The 19,386-nt window shown below is 69.1% G+C and carries 18 protein-coding genes; 11 read left to right on the forward strand and 7 right to left on the reverse strand.

The window, feature by feature from the left end; all coding sequences use genetic code 11:
• Positions 1 to 10: 10 nt before the first annotated feature.
• Together QTI45_RS17530 and QTI45_RS17535 are read right to left on the reverse strand one after the other, a co-directional pair.
• The gene (locus tag QTI45_RS17530; RefSeq protein ID WP_286370439.1) at positions 11 to 655 is read right to left on the reverse strand and encodes a DUF6134 family protein; all 645 of its coding nucleotides are present in this window, start codon (positions 653 to 655) and stop codon (positions 11 to 13) included.
• Positions 648 to 1,202, reverse strand: coding sequence for a DUF2878 domain-containing protein (locus QTI45_RS17535; protein ID WP_286370440.1), 555 nt, complete (start codon positions 1,200 to 1,202; stop codon positions 648 to 650). Before QTI45_RS17535 ends, QTI45_RS17530 begins: the two co-directional genes overlap by 8 nt.
• A 174-nt stretch (positions 1,203 to 1,376) precedes the next feature.
• Between QTI45_RS17535 and QTI45_RS17540 the strand changes: the two genes are divergently transcribed.
• The 4 genes from QTI45_RS17540 to QTI45_RS17555 all read left to right on the forward strand — a co-directional run bounded on the left by QTI45_RS17540 (position 1,377) and on the right by QTI45_RS17555 (position 4,381).
• Positions 1,377 to 1,928: a histidine phosphatase family protein gene (locus QTI45_RS17540; protein ID WP_286655336.1), complete on the forward strand. Its 552-nt coding sequence runs from the start codon at positions 1,377 to 1,379 to the stop codon at positions 1,926 to 1,928.
• 52 nt (positions 1,929 to 1,980) lie between these two features.
• Complete coding sequence (locus tag QTI45_RS17545) at positions 1,981 to 2,136, forward strand: hypothetical protein (protein WP_286370442.1); 156 nt, start codon at positions 1,981 to 1,983, stop codon at positions 2,134 to 2,136.
• A gap of 90 nt (positions 2,137 to 2,226) precedes the next feature.
• Positions 2,227 to 2,868 (forward strand): LysE family translocator, encoded by a 642-nt coding sequence (locus tag QTI45_RS17550; RefSeq protein WP_286655337.1) that lies wholly within the window; start codon positions 2,227 to 2,229, stop codon positions 2,866 to 2,868.
• A gap of 34 nt (positions 2,869 to 2,902) precedes the next feature.
• Positions 2,903 to 4,381, forward strand: coding sequence for a patatin-like phospholipase family protein (locus QTI45_RS17555; RefSeq protein WP_286655338.1), 1,479 nt, complete (start codon positions 2,903 to 2,905; stop codon positions 4,379 to 4,381).
• A 20-nt stretch (positions 4,382 to 4,401) separates the two neighbouring features.
• Here the strand turns inward: QTI45_RS17555 and QTI45_RS17560 are convergent, their stop codons facing one another.
• From QTI45_RS17560 to QTI45_RS17575, 4 genes are all read right to left on the reverse strand, one after another.
• Positions 4,402 to 5,031 carry an MliC family protein gene (locus QTI45_RS17560; RefSeq protein WP_286655339.1) on the reverse strand — a complete coding sequence of 210 codons (630 nt, stop codon included), beginning with the start codon at positions 5,029 to 5,031 and terminating at the stop codon, positions 4,402 to 4,404.
• An 18-nt stretch (positions 5,032 to 5,049) separates the two neighbouring features.
• On the reverse strand, positions 5,050 to 5,970 hold the full coding sequence (locus QTI45_RS17565; protein ID WP_286655340.1) for an HAD family hydrolase: 921 nt from the start codon (positions 5,968 to 5,970) through the stop codon (positions 5,050 to 5,052).
• A 28-nt stretch (positions 5,971 to 5,998) separates the two neighbouring features.
• Positions 5,999 to 7,615, reverse strand: coding sequence for an arylsulfatase (locus QTI45_RS17570; protein ID WP_286655341.1), 1,617 nt, complete (start codon positions 7,613 to 7,615; stop codon positions 5,999 to 6,001).
• Positions 7,616 to 7,762: 147 nt separating this feature from the next.
• A complete protein-coding gene (locus tag QTI45_RS17575) occupies positions 7,763 to 7,990 on the reverse strand; it encodes a hypothetical protein (RefSeq protein ID WP_286370448.1) in 228 nt (75 codons plus the stop codon).
• Between the two features lie 122 nt (positions 7,991 to 8,112).
• On the opposite strand from QTI45_RS17575, the gene QTI45_RS17580 reads away from it, so the two are divergent.
• Entirely contained in the window at positions 8,113 to 8,598 is a 486-nt protein-coding gene (locus QTI45_RS17580) for a cyclic nucleotide-binding domain-containing protein (protein WP_286655342.1), read from the forward strand.
• A 28-nt stretch (positions 8,599 to 8,626) separates the two neighbouring features.
• Here QTI45_RS17580 and QTI45_RS17585 read toward each other — a convergent pair whose 3' ends face one another.
• Positions 8,627 to 9,376, reverse strand: coding sequence for a metallophosphoesterase family protein (locus QTI45_RS17585; RefSeq protein ID WP_286655343.1), 750 nt, complete (start codon positions 9,374 to 9,376; stop codon positions 8,627 to 8,629).
• 135 nt (positions 9,377 to 9,511) lie between these two features.
• Here QTI45_RS17585 and QTI45_RS17590 point away from each other — a divergent pair, with 135 nt between their 5' ends.
• The 6 genes from QTI45_RS17590 (at position 9,512) to QTI45_RS17615 (ending at position 19,354) form a co-directional block, all read left to right on the forward strand.
• The gene (locus tag QTI45_RS17590) at positions 9,512 to 9,739 is read left to right on the forward strand and encodes a hypothetical protein (protein WP_286370451.1); all 228 of its coding nucleotides are present in this window, start codon (positions 9,512 to 9,514) and stop codon (positions 9,737 to 9,739) included.
• A gap of 79 nt (positions 9,740 to 9,818) precedes the next feature.
• A complete protein-coding gene (locus QTI45_RS17595) occupies positions 9,819 to 10,844 on the forward strand; it encodes a patatin-like phospholipase family protein (RefSeq protein WP_286655344.1) in 1,026 nt (341 codons plus the stop codon).
• Between the two features lie 5 nt (positions 10,845 to 10,849).
• A complete protein-coding gene (locus QTI45_RS17600) occupies positions 10,850 to 14,446 on the forward strand; it encodes a gluzincin family metallopeptidase (RefSeq protein WP_286655345.1) in 3,597 nt (1,198 codons plus the stop codon).
• A gap of 14 nt (positions 14,447 to 14,460) precedes the next feature.
• Positions 14,461 to 15,843, forward strand: a complete 1,383-nt coding sequence (locus tag QTI45_RS17605; RefSeq protein ID WP_286655346.1) for an MBL fold metallo-hydrolase — start codon at positions 14,461 to 14,463, stop codon at positions 15,841 to 15,843.
• A gap of 56 nt (positions 15,844 to 15,899) precedes the next feature.
• Positions 15,900 to 17,915 (forward strand): gluzincin family metallopeptidase, encoded by a 2,016-nt coding sequence (locus QTI45_RS17610; protein ID WP_286655347.1) that lies wholly within the window; start codon positions 15,900 to 15,902, stop codon positions 17,913 to 17,915.
• Entirely contained in the window at positions 17,912 to 19,354 is a 1,443-nt protein-coding gene (locus QTI45_RS17615; RefSeq protein ID WP_286655348.1) for an MBL fold metallo-hydrolase, read from the forward strand. The genes QTI45_RS17610 and QTI45_RS17615 overlap by 4 nt, the downstream gene beginning before the upstream one ends.
• Positions 19,355 to 19,386 lie beyond the last annotated feature (32 nt).

Below are 19,386 nucleotides of genomic sequence, written 5' to 3' on the forward strand. Positions count from 1 at the left end.
GCCGGGCGCTTCATCTCAACCGATAGCTGAGCCGCCGGCCGCCGGAGACCGTCGAGTCGAGCCCTATCCACTCGCCCTCCGGCGAGTACCAGAGATCGATCGGCTGCGCCGGGCCGGTGATGCGCCAGCGCGCGGCCACGACCGGCTCGCCGCGCACGTCGATGGTGCCGTTGCCCAGCGGCTTCAACTGCACGTTCTCGGCGCGCCCGGTTTGTGCGTTGAACAGGCGCGCCTGCTTCAGGATCGCCGGGTTCCAGTAGGCGAAGCTCATCACGCAGCCATCGAGGGCCTGTGCTGCGGTCTCTCCCGGGGCAGCCGTGCCCACGGCGTCGGCCCGGACCCGGCTGATCTTGCCGTTTTCTTCCGTGGTGGCGGCGAGGCCGGTCAGGCAATTGCCGCGCCACTGCTCGACCGCGTGATGGCGGTAGCGGTAGGCGACGATCCCGAGGATGCGGACCACGAAGCTGGCTTCGCTGCTCACTTGCCTGTCGCTTCCCGACGCGGTGCTGCTGAAGAGATGGTCGCCGATCGGCTGGTCGTCGAGCGTCACCCGGAAATCCCATTGGCGCGCGGTGTCCGCCCGCGCGGGCGCGACGCCCGCGACCAGTGGGCCGAGCACGATCAGCGCGGCGATCGGTGCGCGGCGGCTAGCCATGCCTCGGCTCCGGGACGGCTACGCCATCGAAGCGGCTCGACAGCCAGACCAGCGCCGGCAGCGCGAATGCCCAGCCGAGGGCCAGGGCAAGCAGCGCCGGACGGGCATCGACGAACTGCGCGGCGCCGAGCCGGACGCCGGAGGCGAAGGCCAGCGGCCCGGCCACCGCACCCAGCAGCGCGGCCAGCCAGAGCCGATGCCGAAGCCAGCGCAGCGTGACGTTCAACGCGATCGCGAACAGGCCCCAGAGCGCCACGATCCAATAGGGCGCGAGGCGCGCGTCGAACTGGCCCGATGGATAGATCACGCGACCCATGGCCGTGTGCACCGACTCGGTGGCAAAGCCGATCAGCATCGCAAGCCCGATCAGGCAGGCTTCGCGCCGCGGGCGGGCCGATACGACGAGGTGCCAGCCGATCGCTGCCAGTACGCAGGCGGTGCCCCACAGGGGAATGTGGCGCGCCGCAGCGAATACCGCGGCGAACCAGGCCAGCTGGGACACGACGATGTTCGCGAGTCGGATGGTGGGCGTGGGCCGCTGCGTCATGGGTCGTTCCTTGGTGCAGCAGGCACGGATGCCGCCGCAGTCCCCTGTACGCACGGAGGCGCCGATTGGATTTGTCCGTCGCACGGCAAGGGCTCCGTTCGCGGACCGTGCACAGCGGGCTATGCTCGGCCCCTCGAGACGATTCGCAGCTCTCGATGCCCGAGGAGACGACGCATGCATCGACGTGATGTCTTCCTGCTCTGCCTGTGCGCGGCCTGTCAGGTCCGCGCCCAGCCGGCGGCCGAGGCGCTGGCCGCGCAGCTGCGGGCCGGTCGCTGCGTGGTGCTGTGGCGCCATGCCCAGACCACGCCCGGCGTCGGCGATCCGCTGGGCTTTCGTCTCGGGGACTGCGCAAGCCAGCGCAACCTGAGCGCGGAGGGACGCGACCAGGCACGGGCCGCGGGCGAATGGTTCAAGGCGCGGTCGCTGCGTCCGGCCGGGGTGCGTTCCAGTGCCTGGTGCCGATGCCGGGACACGGCCGACCTGGCCTTCGGCAGCCATGTGCACTGGGCGCCGCTCGATTCGACCTTCGGCCGCGCCGGCGAGCCGGACGGTCGCCGCCAAGCCCTGCTGGACCGCTTGGCCGCAATGCCGGCCGGCAGCTTCGAGGTCTGGGTCACCCACCAGGTGAACATCGGCGCCTTCACCGGAGAGTCGGTCGCCATGGGCGAGGCCGTGATCGTGGAAGCCGGGGGCAGGGTGATCGGTCGAAGCAGTTTCGGCTGAACGGCTTGCGGCTCACAATGGAAGACTGCCCCAGAAGCCCGAGGAACCACCCATGACCATCCCCAAAGTCCCCTCCGAGGACGATCCCGCGCAGCTTCCCGTGGAGCCGGAATTTCCGACCGATGCCGATCCGACCAATCCCCATACGGACGAAGGCACGCCGGCCGTGGACGAGAACGCTGCCGGCTTCGTCAAGGAAAAGCTCTAGGGCGGCCTGAAACCCCGGCCGAGCGCCGGTTGCCGGTATCGGAGAAAATCGCGGGTCGCCGCCGCAAGGGCGGCATTGTCTGGAGCGATGGTGACCTGGTCCAACTGGCTTGTGTTCTGCGGTGTTTCCTTGTTCATGGCCTTCACGCCCGGCCCGGCCGTGCTGCTGGCGGTCTCGAACTCCGTGTCGGTCGGCGCGCGCCGCGCCATGTGGGGATCGCTCGGCAATGCAGTCGGGGTGTTCCTGGTCTCGGCGGTGGCGATGGCCGGACTCGGCGTGCTGCTGAGCAGTTCGGCCACGGCCTTCATGGTGCTCAAGCTGGCGGGTGCGGCCTATCTCGTCTATCTCGGCATCCGCCAGTGGCGCAGCGGCACCAATGCCTTTGCCGACACGCGCCGTTCGCCCGATGAATCCGCGCCGCCCGCGACCCTGCGGCTGTTCGGCCACGGCCTCACGGTGGCGCTCACCAATCCGAAAAGCATCCTGTTCTTCTCCGCGCTGTTCCCGCAGTTCCTGACGCAGGGCGCACCCGTGGCCGAGCAGTTCTTCGTGCTGACGGCCACCTTCGCCGTGTTCACGGTGCTGTCGCATGCCTTCTACGTGCTGCTGGCGCGGGGCATGAAGCACAGCTTCTCCGACCGGCGCCGCGTGCGGCTGTTCAATCGGGTCTCGGGCACCGCCTTCGTGCTGCTGGGGCTGGGCATGCTGCGCCTGCGCAACCGGCTCGGATGATCGCCTTGACGCAGATGTCGCTCGCAGTGCCGGCATGAAGTCGTGCCCGGCGGCGGCCTGGATGCGCAGGTGGGCGTGGGTGGCGGCAGGCGCGGCCGTGCTGCTTGCGGGTTGCACGTCGATGGCGCCGATCAATCCGCCGATCGAGCGGGTCGACCCGCAGGGCGGCTACCGCGTCGGCAACCTGCTCAAGCGCCAGGACAAGACCGCCAATGACAGCGGCACGCTCTTCGTGCTGACCTTCTCGGGCGGCGGGACCCGCGCCGCGGCGTTCTCCTACGGCGTGCTCGAGGAACTGCGGCGCACCGGCATCACGGTCAAGGGAGTGCCGCGCAACCTGCTTTCCGAGGTGGACCTGATCACGGGCGTATCCGGAGGCAGCTTCACGGCACTCGCCTACGCCTTGTACGGCGACCGGCTGTTCACGGAGTACGAGCCCCGCTTTCTCAAGCGCGACGTGCAAGGCGCGTTGACCTCCCGCACGCTGAATCCCAGCAACTGGTTCAAGCTGGGCAGTGCGGACTACGGCCGCTCGGAGCTGGCGGCCGACTACTACGACGAGATCCTCTTCGGCGGCGCCACCTTCGACGACCTGGTCGCCCGGCCGACCCCGGCCACCGCCGTCACCGGCACCGACCTCTCGACCGGCGCGCGCTTCCAGTTCTCGCAGGAACACTTCGACCTGCTGTGCTCCGACCTCGGCAAGGTGCGGCTGGCACGCGCGGCCGCGACCTCGTCGGCGGTGCCGGTGGTGCTTTCGCCGGTCACCTACCGGAACTACGGCGGCCATTGCGGCGCGGTGATGCCGGCCTGGGTCAAGGACGTCATCGACCCGGCCGCCCAGGCACGCCCGTCGGGGCGGGCCTTGCTGCGCTACCGCGACATGCAGGCCTTCGAAGACAGCGGGAACCGCCCCTACCTGCACATCGTCGACGGCGGAGTATCGGACAACCTCGGCCTGCGCGGCGTGATCGAGGCGCTCGAGGAAGTCGAAGCCAGCCCCGCCTTCCAGCAGCAGATCGACTTCAGGAACATCCGGCGCATCGTGGTCGTGGTGGTCAACTCCCGCTCGGCGCCTGCCACCGACTGGGACCGCAGCCCGAGGGCGCCGGGCATCGTGGCCCAGGCGCTGCAGTCGTCGAGCGTGCCGATCGACCACTTCTCCTACGAGTCGGTCGAACTGCTGAAGGACATCGCCCAGCGCTGGGCCGACGCGCGCAAGTTCGAGATCGCCGACAAGCGCATCGCAGGCATGTCCAAGGCACAGGCCGAAGCCGATGTGCCCGAACTTCGCTTCGATGCGATCGATGTCAGTTTCGATTCGATCGCCGACAAGAAGGAGCGCCTCTACTTCATGAACCTGCCGACCAGCTTCGTGCTTTCCGAAGAAGAGGTCGACAAGCTTCGCGCCCTCGGCGGCCGGCTGCTGCGCGAGTCGCCGGGCTTCCGGGATCTGATCGACTCGCTCCAGGGCGCGGCGACGCCCGCGCAGCGGGCCGCGCTGAAGCCGTAGCAGGGCATCCGCACGCAGAGTCAGCCGAGCGGGCCGACCTGGCAGACCTGTTCGTTGCCGCCCGGCAACTGCACGATGGCCTCCGGGCCCTTCTGCCAGAAGGTCGCTTCGCCTGCGGGGAACGAGGCGGTGTATCGCGCGCCGGAGCCGGACCGTGCGATCGTCAGCACCAGGCTCTGGCCGCCGCCGGTCAGGTAGGCCAGCGGCGGTTCGACATTCACGAAGGTCGCGGCCATGGCGCCGGTGTCCGGGCAATTCACCGCCACCGGGCCGATGCTGACGCCGCCCTTGCCGTGCACTCCCGCGTCGCCGTCGCGGAGTTCGGCGATGCGCACGACGTAGGCGTCGCGGATGCAGGAGCGCTTGTCGTCGGCCTTCCAGCAAGCGTCGCGGCCCTTGATCCATCCGCGCTGCGTGGCGGCGAGCTCGCTCCTGCGCTGGCTGTCGAACCCCGCATTGGCGCGGGAGAGCCCATACAGGCGCGCCGTCTCGCGGTCGAGCGCCGCCAGCGTCTCGTCCTGGCAGACGGCCTCCTCGGCAGCGCCCGCGGGCTTGGCGCAACTGAAGCTCGGGGAGGCGGCGAATGCCTGCGCGGCGGCCAGCCATCCCAGCGGCAGGCCGACAAGCAAACCGATGCGAGCGAAGTTCATGGAGCAGTCGGCGGCCGCTCAGGCCGCGAACACCTGGCGCCAGTCGCGCTTCATGCTGACGACGTCGATGCCGTACTCCTGTGCATGGTCGAGCGCTTCGGCCAGCGGACTGATGCGGAACTCGCGGTCGTAGGCGAACTCGCGCTCGGCGTCGTCGTGGTGCAGCAGCAGCGCGAGGCGCGGCCCCGGGCCGCTCCGGGTGTAGCGGAGCATCGCCAGGTCGCCATCGGAATTGCCGAAGGCCAGGATCGGCCGCCGGCCGATGTGCAGTCCGATGTTGTGCGGCTTCACCTCCCGGTCGTCGAAGGTGTCGATCTCCGCCAGCTTGACGAGATCGCCCCGGCCGTCCTTGAACTCGAAGCGGGTCTTGACGCTGGAGCCGACCACCTGGTCGCGCGGAATGCCGTACACCTCTTCGGAGAACGCGCGGATCAGGTCGATGCCGCCGCCGGACACGATGAAGTTCTTGAAGCCCTGTCGCTGCAGATAGCCGAGCAGCTCGACCTGCGGCCGGTAGGCCAGCGCCGTGAAGAGCCGGCCGAGCTTGGGGTGCTTCGCGCTCGACAGCCAGTCCCGGGCGATGGCTTCGAACTCGTCCTCGGTGACCCCCGCGTGCGTGGCCGCCGCGACCTCGAACAGGCCCTTCATGCCGGCGTCATGGATGGCCGCCATGTCGCGCTCCAGAAAGGCCTTGAACGGCTGCCGCTGCTTCAGCGAGGGGTCCTGCGCGGCGAGCTGCTCGAGGCGATGGTGGGCGAAGAAGAACTGCACCTGCAGCGGCTGCTCGCACCACAGGGTGCCGTCGTTGTCGAAGGTGGCGATGCGGTCGGCGGGCTGCACGAAGTCGGGCCCGTCCACCGTCGTCACGCGCTGGACGAAGTCCAGCAGCGCTTGGCGCGCCGGCCCCTCGTTCCAGGAAGGCAATGCAGTGGTGTCCATCACTGTCTCCTTTCGAATCGCCTCGTCCCTACTTGGCCCTGGCCGCCTCCGACTCCATCCGGTGCCGGATCTCGGCCATCGTCTGCTCCAGCACCGTCGCCGGATTGAAGCTCGGCGGGAAGGAGCGCGGCGGGAACTCCTTGAAGGTCTGCGCGAACTTGAAGACCTCTTCCATGAGGCCATAGACCTGACCGATGTGGTTCAGCTGCCAGTCCCAGAAGGTGTTCGAGGTGATGTCGGCGCGCTCGAAGGGATCCTGGAACAGGTTGAAGATCTTCTGCAGGCGCAGCTCGGTGAAGGGTTCGGCCCACACCTGCATCGTGCCCGCCACGCGCTGCTCGGCGCAGACGTACTTGTAGTCGCCCTGGCGGATCGCCACCAGCAGGCCGTCGTCGTCGGTGTAGAAGAACAGGTCGCGCGCGCTCTTCAACGCACCCTTGCGGCCGGCGCCGCCGCTCACCTTGCGCAGGAAGTCCGACTGGTCGTAGCCGTCCAGATGGACCTTGTAGGAGATGCCGTTGGCCTGGTAGCCCTTCTTGAGCTTGCCGACGATGTCGGCCTCGCCGGCGAAGGCGCACAAGGTCGGGATCCAGTCGTTGTGGCTCATCAGCGCGTTGGTCACCGTGCCGGCCTCGATCACCTTGGGATAGCGAACCACGCACGGCACCCGGAAGGCGCCTTCCCAGTTGGTGTTCTTCTCGGAGCGGAAGTGCGTCATCGCGCCGTCCGGCCAGGAGTTCATGTGCGGGCCGTTGTCGGAGGAGTAGACGACGATCGTGTTGTCGGCGATGCCCATCTCGTCCAGCGCATCGAGCAAGCTGCCGACGGTGTCGTCGTGCTCCATCATGCCGTCCAGGTACTCGCTGTCGCCGTGCTCGTAGCGGCCGCGATGCTCGCCGCGCACATGCGTGCGCAAGTGCATGCGGGTCGAATTGAACCAGCAGAAGAAGGGCTTGTCGGCGCCGTTCTGGCGCTTCATGAAATCGATCGCGGCGGCCGAGGTCTCGTCGTCGACCGTCTCCATGCGCTTCTTCGTCAGCGGACCGGTGTCCTCGATGGTCTGCTTGCCGATGCGGCCGAAGCGCGGGTCGACCGTGGCGTCGTCCTTGGTGCTGGCCTTGCACCTGAGAACGCCGCGCGGGCCGAACCTGGCGCGGTAGGCGGGGTCCTTCGGGTAGTCGGGCAGCTCGGGCTCCTCCTCGGCGTTGAGGTGGTAGAGGTTGCCGAAGAACTCGTCGAAGCCGTTGACCGTCGGCAGGCTCTCGTTGCGGTCGCCGACGTGGTTCTTGCCGAACTGGCCCGTGGCATAGCCGAGGTTCTTGAGCAGGCCGCCGATCGAGGGGTCGAGCTGGCTCATGCCCATCGGGGCGCCGGGAAAGCCGACCTTGGTCATGCCGCTGCGCAAGCCGTGCTGTCCGGTCAGGAAGGCGGCGCGGCCGGCGGTGCAGCTCTGCTCGCCGTAGTAGTGAAGAAAGCGGACGCCCTCGTGCGCGATGCGGTCGATATGGGGGGTCTCGTAGCCCATGATGCCGTCGCTGTAGGCACTGATGTTCGTGACGCCGATGTCGTCGCCCCAGATCACGAGGATGTTGGGTTTCGCGGTCGCGCCGCCGGCTGCGCCGCTCTTCTTCGTCTTCGTCGCCATTCGAGAGTGCTCCTTCAGTGACTTGGCCGGCCGCGCTGCCGCCGGAGGCCGGGGACCCGGCCCGTGGGCGAGCCTAGCCATTCCGTGCCCGGCTGCCTATCGCCCTTTGGTGCAATTCAGGAGCAAGGATCCGAAGGGCGCCGTGGCTCAGCGCCTGCGGACCACCGCGCCGTTCGGCCCTGCGCAACCCTCGCGGTAGACACCCTTGGCGCAGGTCACCTGTGCCGGCGGCGGCTTCTTGACCACGGCCGCGCCGTTGGGGCCGGCGCAGCCCGCGCGATAGACGCCCTTGGCGCAGGTCACGGCCCATGACGTCGAGTGAGCCAGGCCGAGGATGGCCAGCGCGGCTGTTGCGGCCAGTAGATGGTGCTTCATTGCGATCTCCATGGATTGCGCCGGCCGGAAGCCGGACGAGGGTGTCCTGCCGGGATCATCGCGCGATTGCCCTCGGCTGGGAATAGGCCCGGGGCTGGCGCGGCCTGCACTAACATCGGCCCATGGACGACGAACTGCTGCAGCGCGCCGCCGGTCTGCCCGAGATCACGCTGGCGCCCGGTGACACCGTGGTGCGCGAAGGCGAGGCCGGCGAAGGCCTGTGGATCCTCGTCTCGGGGGCCCTGCAGATCACCAAGGCCGGCGTCGTGATCAACTCGATCACGCGCCCCGGCGCGGCGATCGGCGAGATCTCCCTGTTGCTGGACTCGGCCTACAGCGCCACGGTCGTGGCCAGCGAGCCGAGCATCGTCCGCTTCGCGGCCGACGGCCGCGCCTTCCTGATGAGCGACCCGGCCATCACCCGATTGATCGCGGTCGGGCTGGCCGAGCGGCTGAATTTCGTCACCACCTACCTGGCCGACCTGAAGCACCAGTACGGCGATTCGCCGGGCCTGGCGATGGTCTCGGAGGTGCTCGGGCACCTGGCGCACCGCCAGGGTGCGCCGGCGCGTCCCGGTTCGGCCCGGGAGCCGAATCCCGACTACTGAAGGGCGCCTGCTACCTTGCGTTCCGGACTCAGAAGACCGAGCGCGCGGGCGCGCGTTCGGCGGCCAGTTCCAGCGCTTCCTCGCCCATCATCGAGCGCCACGCTGCGGTGCCGGCTCCCAGGTCGATCACGATATGGGCCGGCACCGGCCCGATCTGCCGGCCGGCGTTGAACACCCAGGTGCTGCCCATGCGGTCCGCCCAGGCGCCCGCCGGCTTGAACGGCGGCTCGTGCACATGCCCGGTCAGCACGAAGTCGGGCCGGTGGCTGGCGATCCAGGCGGCGACGTCGGCGTCGCCGTACTCGCGCTTGCCGGTCCAGCAGGTGGGCGAGCCCAGAGGGGGCCAGTGATAGATCCAGACCCAGCGGGCGGGTCGCCTTCGGGCATCGGTCGCCAGCTGCATGTCGACCGCGGCGCGGCCCGCCGGGCCGTCCCACCAGGGGCAGATGGTGATCAGGGTCTCGCCGATGGTCAATGAATCGCCGTCCATGAAGACGCCGGCGCGGCGGCTCTCGGTCAGCCACAGCGCGGCCCGCTCGCCATGCCGGTCGGCACCCGTCAGGTCGTGGTTGCCCGAGGCCAGCACCAGCGACTGGCCCGGGTTCATCAGCGAGAAGTAACGCAGCAGGACCACCGACTGCGCATCGAGCGACACCGGCGAGGCGACGTCGAGGTGATCGCCGGCGAGCACCACGAGGTCGTAGGACGGCGCCGCCCGGACCACCCAGTCGAGTTGGGGCAGGGTGTAGTGGAGATCGGAGACGAGCAGGATGCGCACGACGTGGGGCTGCAGCGGACGGACTGCGCATTTTCGGGGCAGGAGTGCCCGCATTCATCCGCTGGCGCTCATCCTTTTTGGGGTCAGAATCGAGATTCCTCAAGTTGAAGCTGGACCCCGGAGAGGATGCACACGATGGAACTGGAAGAAATCAACACGCGGCTGCGCGCGCTCGAGTTGCGGGCCGTGGCCCAGACTGCGGCGATCGCCGTGCTGCTGCAGGAGCAGCCCAACGCGACGGCCAAACTGCACCTGGTGGCCGAGCACCTCGTCGACGCGCCCCCGATCCCGATGTCCGACGCGGACCTGGTGAAGGTCGCCGCCTACATCCAGGCCATGCTCGGGGGACCCTGGATCGACTGACGCCGGCATCCCCCATCTGGCCGATTGCATTCGGTCACCGCAGGACTAGCATCCGTGGCCTCTGGAGAGGGGATGCGACATGGCGTTCAAGATCGACGGCGTCGACAAGCGGATCGGACTCGCGCTGTCCGGCGGCGGATTCAGGGCGGCGGCGTTCCACCTGGGCGTGATGCGCAAGCTGCAGGCGCTGAACCTGCTCGACAAGCTAGACCTCGTCTCATGCGTCAGCGGCGGCAGCATCGCGGGCGCGACGCTCGCCGCGAACTGGGGCGACCCGAGCTGCCTCGACAAGCTCGAGACCTATCTGCGGACCCGCTCGATCGCCGTCGCCTCGGTGGTGGGCGGCCTGCTCGACCCCTTCGAGTCCCGGCTCGAGAAGCTCGCCGGCTCCTATGACCGCGACCTGTTCCACGACAAGACGCTGTCGAGCCTCCAGGGCGGCCCGCGCATCTACTTCAACGCCACCAACCTGGCGACCGGCAACATGTTCTTCTTCGTCGCCGGCGGCGGCAAGGACGCGGAGATGGGCGAACATGAACTCGGCGTCGTGCCCGCGGCGGGCTTCCCGATCAGCCGTGCCGTGGCGGCGTCGTCGGCGTTCCCGCCGGTGTTTCCGCCGCTGCTGCTCCCGGCCTCGGTCTACCCGCCGGCTGCCGCCACCGTCGAGTACGTCACGCTGACCGACGGCGGCGTCTACGACAACATGGGCGTGAACCCGCTGCTGCGCATGGCGCGCAACCCGATCGACTACCTGATCGTCAGCGACGGCGGCAAGCCCTTCGCGTTCGAGGAACGGCCGACGGAGTCGGGTGCCGTGGTCCTCAAGGCCAGCCTCGACATCATGATGGAGCAGATCCGGGGCCTGCAGTTCGACCGCCTGCAGCATCGCCACCTGGCCGGCAAGGGCGCCCGGCCGCTGTGGTTCTCCATCGACAGCATCGAGGGCGAGCAGCAGCAGGGCGATGCGAGCTTCGCCTCCGCGATCTCGACCAACCTGAAGAAACTCAACGACGACGAGATGCGCGTGCTGGTCCGCCACGGCGGCGCACTGCTGGGGTCGCGCATCGGCAAGTACGCGCCCGAGCTCGCGACGGTCGCCCCGTAGAGTCCATGGAACCGCGGATCGACAGGCACTGGCGGGTTCCGCTTCCGGTCTATCGCAGGCTGCGCGTCTTCGCCTTCGATCCCGGCACCACCGCGCGCTTCGAGACCGCGGTGATGAACGAGATGACGCTGCTGGTGCCCTGGGAGGACCTGCAGCCCGGGCCGATCGGCGAATACGTGGCCGTGGTCGACAAGGACGACAAGGGGCGCCAGGTGCATGCGCCGGTCGACCTCGACGATCCGCAGATCCTGGCCAACGACGGCCTCGCGCCGTCCGACGGCAACCCGCAGTTCCATCACCAGATGGCGTATGCGGTCGCGATGCGGACGATCCGCAACTTCGAGCGCGCGCTCGGGCGCTCGATCCACTGGCCGCCGGCAGTGAGCGCCCAGCGCATCGCCTATCGCCGGCAGCTCGCCATCTATCCGCACTACGTCGCCGACACCAACGCCTACTACAAGCCCGACGACGGCCTGTGCCTGGGGTACTTCCGCGCCGGGGAGTCCTCCGCGTTCGCCGGCACGACGGTGTTCACCTGCCTGTCGCAGGACGTGATCGCGCACGAGATCACACATGCGATCCTGGGCGGCATGCGCATCTCGTTCAAGGGGAAGAGCCCGGATGTGCTGGCCCTGCACGAGGCCTACGCGGACCTGATCGCCGTGCTGCAGCACTTCTGGCCCTCGGACGTGTTCCGCGGCCAGATCGCGGCGATCCGGGGAAAGCTCGAGAACTCGAGCCTGCTCGGTGCCATCGGCCCGCAGTTCGGCGAGGCCATCGGGCGGCCCGAAGGCATCCGCAATGCGCTCGGTTCGATCGACGAGGCAGGTGTCTGGCATCCCCGCAAGCCCGACCCCAAAGCCTACGCCGCGACGCTCGAGCCGCACGAGCGCGGTGCCATCGTGGTGAGCGCGGTGTTCGAGGCCCTGCGCAAGATCCACGAGGCGCGCACCTCGGACCTGCGGCGCATCGCGACCAAGGGCAGCGGCATCCTGCCCGAGGGCCAGCTGCAGCCCGATCTCGTGAACCGCCTGGCGCAGGAGGCGTCGCGCTCGGCGCAGCGCGTGCTGGAGATGATCATTCGCGCGCTGGACTACATGCCGCCGGTGGAGACCACCTGCGGCGACTTCCTGCGCGCCATCGTCACGGCCGACTACGACATCCGTCCGGTCGACGACGGCAACTACCGGCTGGCGTTCATCGACGCCTTCCGCAGCTACGGCATTCCGTTCTCGGAGGTGGGCACGCTGTCGCAGGACACGATCCTCTGGCGCGCGCCGGCCAAATCCGACGCCACCCGCGCGGTGAGCGAATTCGTGCGCGAGCTGTCGCTCGAGTTCACGCCGTGGACGATGCCGCGCGATCGCGAGGCGCTCTGGAAGCTGCTCGAGGCCAAGCGAGCCCAGCTGCACCAGCGCCTGTCGGCCAGTCCGATCGGGGCGATCGGCCCGGTCGAGCTGCGCCGGCGCTTCGAGGTCGAGTCCTTCCATCCGCGCGAGCGCAGCGACGCCTCCGGCAACTTCGCGTTCCAGTGGATCATCAAGCTGGTCCAGGAGGTGTCGACCGCTGCCGCCAAGCCGAAGGCGAGGGCGCTCCAGCTGGAGATCGAAGTCGACGTCCGACCCTGGGCCGGCGTGACGCTGATCGTCGACGCCGATACCGGGCAGGTGCGCTACCAGATCGAGCGCAAGACACGCAAGCCCCCGGCCCGCAAGAGCGCGGCCGCCGCGGTGCCGAAGGTCGAAAGCACCCCGATCGCACCGCTCGCGCAACGGCTGGTGCGGGTGTTCGCCTTCGACCCCAGCATGGGCAGCCGGCGCGAGACCGCCGGCATCAACGAGACCCTGATCCGCATTCCCTGGGAGCGCGATGCCGAAGGCGCGGACATCCTCGAGCCGGGGCCGGCCGGCGAGTACATCGAGGTCCTGGACCGCGATCCCGCGAGCCAGTGCTTCTACGAGCCGGTCGACCTGAACGACCGCTACGTGGTGGCGCAGCACGGCCTGCCGCCTTCGGAGAGCAGCCCGCAGTTCCACCAGCAGATGGTCTATGCGGTCGCGATGCGCACCATCCGCACCTTCGAGCGCGCGCTCGGGCGGCTGGCCTTGTGGCGCGCACGCGGCACCCGGGACGCCGAAGGCCGGCTCGGCGAGGACTATGTGCGGCGTCTGCGCATCTATCCGCACGCGCTGCGCGAGCCCAATGCCTACTACAGCCCCGACAAGGTGGCGCTGCTGTTCGGCTACTTCTCGGCGCCGGCCTCGGCCGAGGAGACTTCGGCCCGGCTCACGGTCTTCAGCTGCCTTTCGCACGACATCGTGGCGCACGAGGTCACGCACGCGCTGCTCGACGGCATGCACCGGCGCTTCAGCGAGCCCAGCAATCCGGACGTGCTCGCCTTCCACGAGGCCTTCGCGGACATCGTCGCGCTGTTCCAGCACTTCTCGCTGCCGGAGGTGCTGCGCCACCAGATCGCGTCGACCCGCGGCGACCTCGCCGGCCAGAGCGAACTGGGCCAGCTGGCGCAGGAGTTCGGCCAGGCGATCGGCAGCCGGGGCGCGCTGCGCAGCGCCATCGGCACGCTGGACCCGCAGACCGGCCGCTGGCAGCGCCTCGAAGGGCAGCCCGGCGACTACCAGCGATCGTCCGAGCCGCATGCGCGCGGCGCGGTGCTGGTGGCGGCCGTCTTCGATGCCTTCCTCTCGATCTACAAGGGCCGGGTCGCCGACCTGTTCCGGATCGCGAGCGAGGGCACCGGCGTGACGCCCGAGGGCAGCCTGCACCCCGACCTGGTCGCGCGCCTCACCGACGAGGCCTCCCAATCGGCGCGCCAGGTGCTCGACATGTGCATCCGCGCGCTCGACTACTGCCCACCGGTGGACATCACCTTCGGCGACTACCTGCGGGCCCTGATCACGGCGGATTTCGAGAACGACCCGGTGGACGAGGAGCACCGCCGCGTGGCCTTCATCGAGGCCTTCCGGCGGCGCGGCATCGTGCCCGAGAACGTCCAGGCCTTCTCGGTCGACGGGCTGCTCTGGCGTGCGGCGACGGCGGCGCCCGACGAGGACGAGCACGTGGTGGTCGGCATCGTCAAGGAATGGGCCAAGGACATCCGCTCCTGGGGGCTCTCGAAGGACCGACGGGCGCTCTTCGAGCTGACACGCGATCGCCGCGCGGCACTGCATGCCCACCTGAAGCCCCGGCTGTCCAAGGAAAGCGTGGTGCTGGCCGGCATCGACCCCGAGCTGTCGTTCGAGGTGCATTCGCTGCGGCCGTCGATCCGCATGGACTGGGAAGGCCGGCCGACTTTCCAGTGGGTCATCGAGCTCACGCAGCGGATCCCGCAGTTCATTGAAGGCGGCGCTGGCGAGCGAGCCGGCCGCAAGGCCGACTACTACTTCCGCGGCGGCTGCACGCTGCTGGTCGATGCCGAGACGGGCGAGGTGCGCTACAGCATCAAGAAGAAGCTCAACGAGGAGCGCAAGAGCCGGCAGCGCCGCTTCTTCATCGACGAGGGCAGCCGCAGCCTGGCCGCCACCTACTTCGGTGCGCCGGGCGCGGAGGAGCGCGAGCCCTTCGCGGTCCTGCACCGGCATTGAGGCAGGAGCGCGGCATGGCCTCGGTTCGCATCCGCATGTTCCGCCAGGGCCTGGGGGATTCGTTCCTGCTCACGTTCCCCGGCGACACCGGCGAGGTGCATGTTCTGATCGATTTCGGCGTGCTGCTCGGCACGCCCGAGGCCAAGGCCAGGATGCAGAAGGTCGCGGGCCACATCGTGGCGGCGACCCACCGCAAGCTCGACGTGATCGTCGCCACCCACGAGCACTGGGACCACGTCTCGGGCTTCGCCCAGGCCCAGCCGATGCTGGAGGCGGACAAGCTCGAGGTCGGCGAGGCCTGGGTCGCTTGGACCGAGAAGCCCGGCGAACCGCTCGCCGACGAGCTTCGCGGACGGCGGGCGGCGGCCGTGAACCGCATCGCGGCGGCGAGCCGGCAGATCGCGGCGGTGGCCGAGCCGGCGGCCCAGAAGGCCGCGGCGCGGCTGGATGCGATCCTGGCGTTCTGGGGCGGTCCGGGCGCCGCTGCGCGTGCCACCACCCGCTCGGCCATGGACTGGGTCAAGCAGCGCACGGCGCCCCGGGCGCCGCGCTATCTCTTTCCCGGCGAGACCTTCACCCTGCCCGGGGCGCAGCGCATCCGGGTCTATGTGCTCGGACCGCCCCACGACCGCAAGTGGATCGGCAAGAGCGATCCGTCCCGCAGCGCGAGCGAGGTCTACCAGCTGGCCGCGGTCAGCGGCGCGGAGTTCGGCCTCTTCGCGGCCATCGACGCCCTGGAGCAGGGCGATGCACCCGGAGTGCAGCCCTTCGACGAGTGGTTCCGCATCGGCGAGGACAAGGCGCGCGCCATGCCGTTCTTCCGCGACCGCTACGAGGGCGGCCCGGCCTGGCGCCGCATCGAGCACGACTGGCTCGGCCCTGCGGGTGCGCTTGCGCTGCAGCTCGATTCGGACACCAACAACACGAGCCTGGTGCTGGCCTTCGAGCTGGAAGACAGCGGCGAGGTGCTGCTGTTTCCCGCCGATGCCCAGGTCGGCAACTGGATGTCGTGGGACGACATCGAATGGACCGTCGAAGCGGGCGGCGCCACGCACAAGGTCAGGGCCGAGCAGCTGCTCGCCCGCACCGTGTTCTACAAGATCGGCCACCACGGCAGCCACAACGCGACGCTGCGGGCCAATGGCCTGGAGCGCATGACCGACGAAGGCCTGGTCGCGATGCTGCCGCTCGACCGCAAGACGGCCTCGAAGATGAACTGGAACATGCCCTTCCCCTCGCTGTACGAGCGCCTGGGCGAGCGCTGCAAGGGCCGCATCCTCGACCTCGAACTCGGAATCCCCGACAAGCCGGCCGCGATGTCGGACGCCGAATGGTCCAGCTTCCTCGACCGGGTGGACGTGAAGGAGGACTGGATCGACTACCGGCTGCCGCTGTGAAGGCGGCGGCGCGATGCATTGGCAACTGCAACCCGAGAAGAGACGGAGACCCGCGCATGGCAGACGAGAAGAACGGCAGCGCAGCAGCGCGCAAGAAGGCGGTCGCGAGCAAGGCCCAGCCGCCCTGGATGAAGATCCCCGAACCGGCCACGCGCAAGCTGCGGGTCTACGCGCTGGATCCGAGCGCCGGCAACTTCGTCGGCAACGTGATGTCGATGAGCATCCGCTGGGAGCGCAACCTCAAGCCCGGCCCGGTCGGGCGCCGCTTCGCGGTGATCGACTACGACGGCGCGAACCGGTGCTACTACCCGCCGGTCGATCTGAACGACTACCGCATCCTCGCGCGCAATGGCCTCGATCCCTCCGAGTCCGATCCGCGCTTCCACCAGCAGATGGTGTACGCGGTCGCGTCGCAGACGGTCGAGAAGTTCGAGGCCGCGCTGGGCCGAACGATCCACTGGCGCCGCGCCGACCGGCCCGCGGGACAGGAGAAGCCCACCGACCCGGCGGACGACATCTGGGTGCTCAAGCTCTATCCGCATGCGATGGTGCAGGCCAACGCGTTCTACAGCCGCGAGGCGCAGGGGATACTCTTCGGCTACTTCCGCGCGGCGGAAAAGAACCAGGGCAACAACCTGCCGGGGCAGCGGGTCTTCACCTGCCTGTCGCACGACATCATCGCGCACGAGGTCACGCACGCGGTCATCGACGGCATCCGCACCTTCTTCACGGAGCCGACCAACCCGGACGTGCTCGCCTTTCATGAAGCCTTCGCCGATCTCACGGCGCTGTTCCTGCACTTCTCGCACAAGGACGCGCTGCTCGACACCATTCGCAAGACCGGGGGGCGCCTCTACGCGTTCGAACTCACGCCGGATGCTGCGCCGGTGGAAGGATCGGCCAGCCTGGGCGGCGCGAGCACCGGCACCGGCGCCCGCCTGCGTGCCGAGGCGCCGGTGCGCAATCCGCTGGTCGAACTGGCGCAGCAGTTCGGGCAGGCGTCCGGCATGGGCCACGGCTTGCGCGCCGCGCTCGAGGAGCGGCCCGACCCCGGCGCGATGGGCAAGCGCGTGAACGACCCGCACTACCGCGGCTCGATCCTCGTGGCGGCGGTCTTCGACGCCTACTTCTCGACCTACCTGCAGGCCTCCGCGGACCTCTTTCGCATCTATCGCGCGGGCGGCGCGTCGATGGCCTCGCCAGAACTGCCGACCTCGCTCGCGACGCTGCTGACCGAGACCGCATCGAAGACCGCCGACGAGTTCTTCCAGCTTTGCGCACGCGCACTGGACTACTGCCCGCCGATCGATGTCACCTTCGGCGACTTCCTGCGCGCGCTCATCACCGCCAGCGTCGACCTGCGCCCGGAGGACGATCGCGGCGTGCGGCAGGCGCTCATGCAGGCCTTCCGCGTGCGTGGCATCTACCCCGACGGCGCCAGCTTCTTCTCCGAGGGCGCGCTCTGCTGGACGCGGGTGCCCGACTGGACGAGGAGTCCCGATCCCGAGGCGCTGCCGCCGGTCGCCGCCGAGATCGAAGACCCCGACTCCGGGGAGCGCGCGCAGCATGAACTGCAGTTCGGGCTGCCGGGCGGCCTGACGCGCGAGCAGAAGAACCTCAACGGAGCGATCCTGCGCGCCTACGCGAAGCAGAACGCCGCCCGGCTCGGCTTCGACGACGATCCGGGGCTGGCGCCCGAACGCCTGCCCTATGCGCCGTCCTTTCACCAGGTGTTCCGCATGGCGCTGGACGGCAGGACGCGCATCGACATGGTGGTCGAGCTGGTCCAGACCCGCCGCGTGCCTTTCGACAAGGACTATCCGGAGGGCGGCTCCTTCCCGCTGCGCGGCGGCGTGACGCTGATCATCGCGGCGCCCGACCGCGATCACTACGGCCACCACATCCCGCCCAAGGTGCGCTTCGCGGTGCGCAAGCCGCTGACCGGCGCCGAGGGCGAGATGCGCGAGGCGAGGCAACGGCGCTACGCGCTCGCCACCGGCCTGGCCAATGGCGACACCGGCAAGGACAGCCACTTCCAGGTCGACTTCGGTCTGCTGCACCAGGGGGTATGACGATGGCAACCAAGGCGATCAAGGCGATCAAGGCGGCTGCACCGCCGGCAAAGACCACGGCCGGAAAGACCGCGGCCGCGAAAAAGAAGAAGCCGGCCGGCAAGACCACCGCGGCGGACCGCGGCGGACTGCGCGTGCGCATGTACCGCGTGGGCTTCGGCGATTTCTTCCTCATGACCGTGCCGACGCGGCATGGCCCGCGCCACGTCCTGATCGATTGCGGCGTGCACGCCGGCAACATCAAGAGCATGCCGGCCTGCGTGAAGGACCTGGTCGAGGTCACGGGCCGCAAGCTGGCGCTGGTGATCGTGACCCACTACCACGCGGACCATCTCTCCGGCTTCGCGACGCAGGCCGGCGAGTTCGAGCAGTTCGAGGTCGAGGCGGTCTGGATCACCAATCGCCTGGACCCGAAGAACGGCGGGGCGGTGAAGATCAAGACGCAGATCCATGCGCTCGCCACGCACCTGCGCCTGCAGCTCGCGGCGCGCCAGGACCTCGACGGCGCACAGGCGCTCGCCATGGCCGAGAACGCGCTCGGTGTCGCGGGCGGCAGCAACGACCGGGCCATGGCGCTGGTCACCAGCGGCTTCAGGAACAAGCCGCCGGTGCACTACTACGAGGCCGGCGACACGGCCGAGCTGCCGCCCTCGCTGCGTGGCGCGCTGACGGCGCAGATCCTCGGGCCCGCTCCCAAGGATGCGGCTGCCGATTTCACCGCCAGCGACAACAAGGCGGAGCAGTATCTTGCGGCAGTCGAGGACCAGGGCCTGCCGAGCGCGGAAGGCTTCGAGCCCTTCGATCGCCGATGGCCGGCGACGGCGGCCGACTATCCGCCGGAAGCCTTCCGGCCCTGGGCATCGCCCGCCATGATGGAGAAGGCGCTGCATGCCGTGCAGCCGGACGTGCTGGCCGCGGCGGCGAAGGCGATCGACGGCGCGCTCAACAACCAGAGCCTGGTGGTGCTCTTCACCTGCCAGCGCAGGAAGCTGCTGTTCGTCGGCGATGCCCAATGGGGCAACTGGGCGTACTGGCTCTACGGCAAGCCGGTGAAGGGCGCGGACCCCGGCATCTCGGCCGAGGCGCGGAAGATCCTCGCATCGATCGACTTCTACAAGGTCGGCCATCACGGCAGCACCAATGCCACGCCGATCCCGGCGGTCGGCGCGCTGTCGATGCGCTGCGTGGCGATGTGCTCGACCGAGACCGGATTCCCGAGTGCCAAGCGCACCTACGGCAGCATCGAGAAGCAGACCGAGGTGCCGCGCATCCCGCTCATGGAGGCGCTCGAGAAACAGACCGGCAAGAAACTCGTGCGCAGCGACTGGCTGGCCACGACCTTCGCCAAGGCCTCCCCGGAGGCGCGCAGTCAGCTGGACCGGCTGCCGCCGGATTTCGAGACCGGCGACATCTTCATCGAGTACGTGTTTCGGGAATGACGGGCCTGGTGCCGCGAGCGAAAGGCACGGCG

Source organism: Variovorax saccharolyticus (assembly GCF_030316765.1).
GTDB classification, from domain to species: domain Bacteria; phylum Pseudomonadota; class Gammaproteobacteria; order Burkholderiales; family Burkholderiaceae_C; genus Variovorax; species Variovorax saccharolyticus.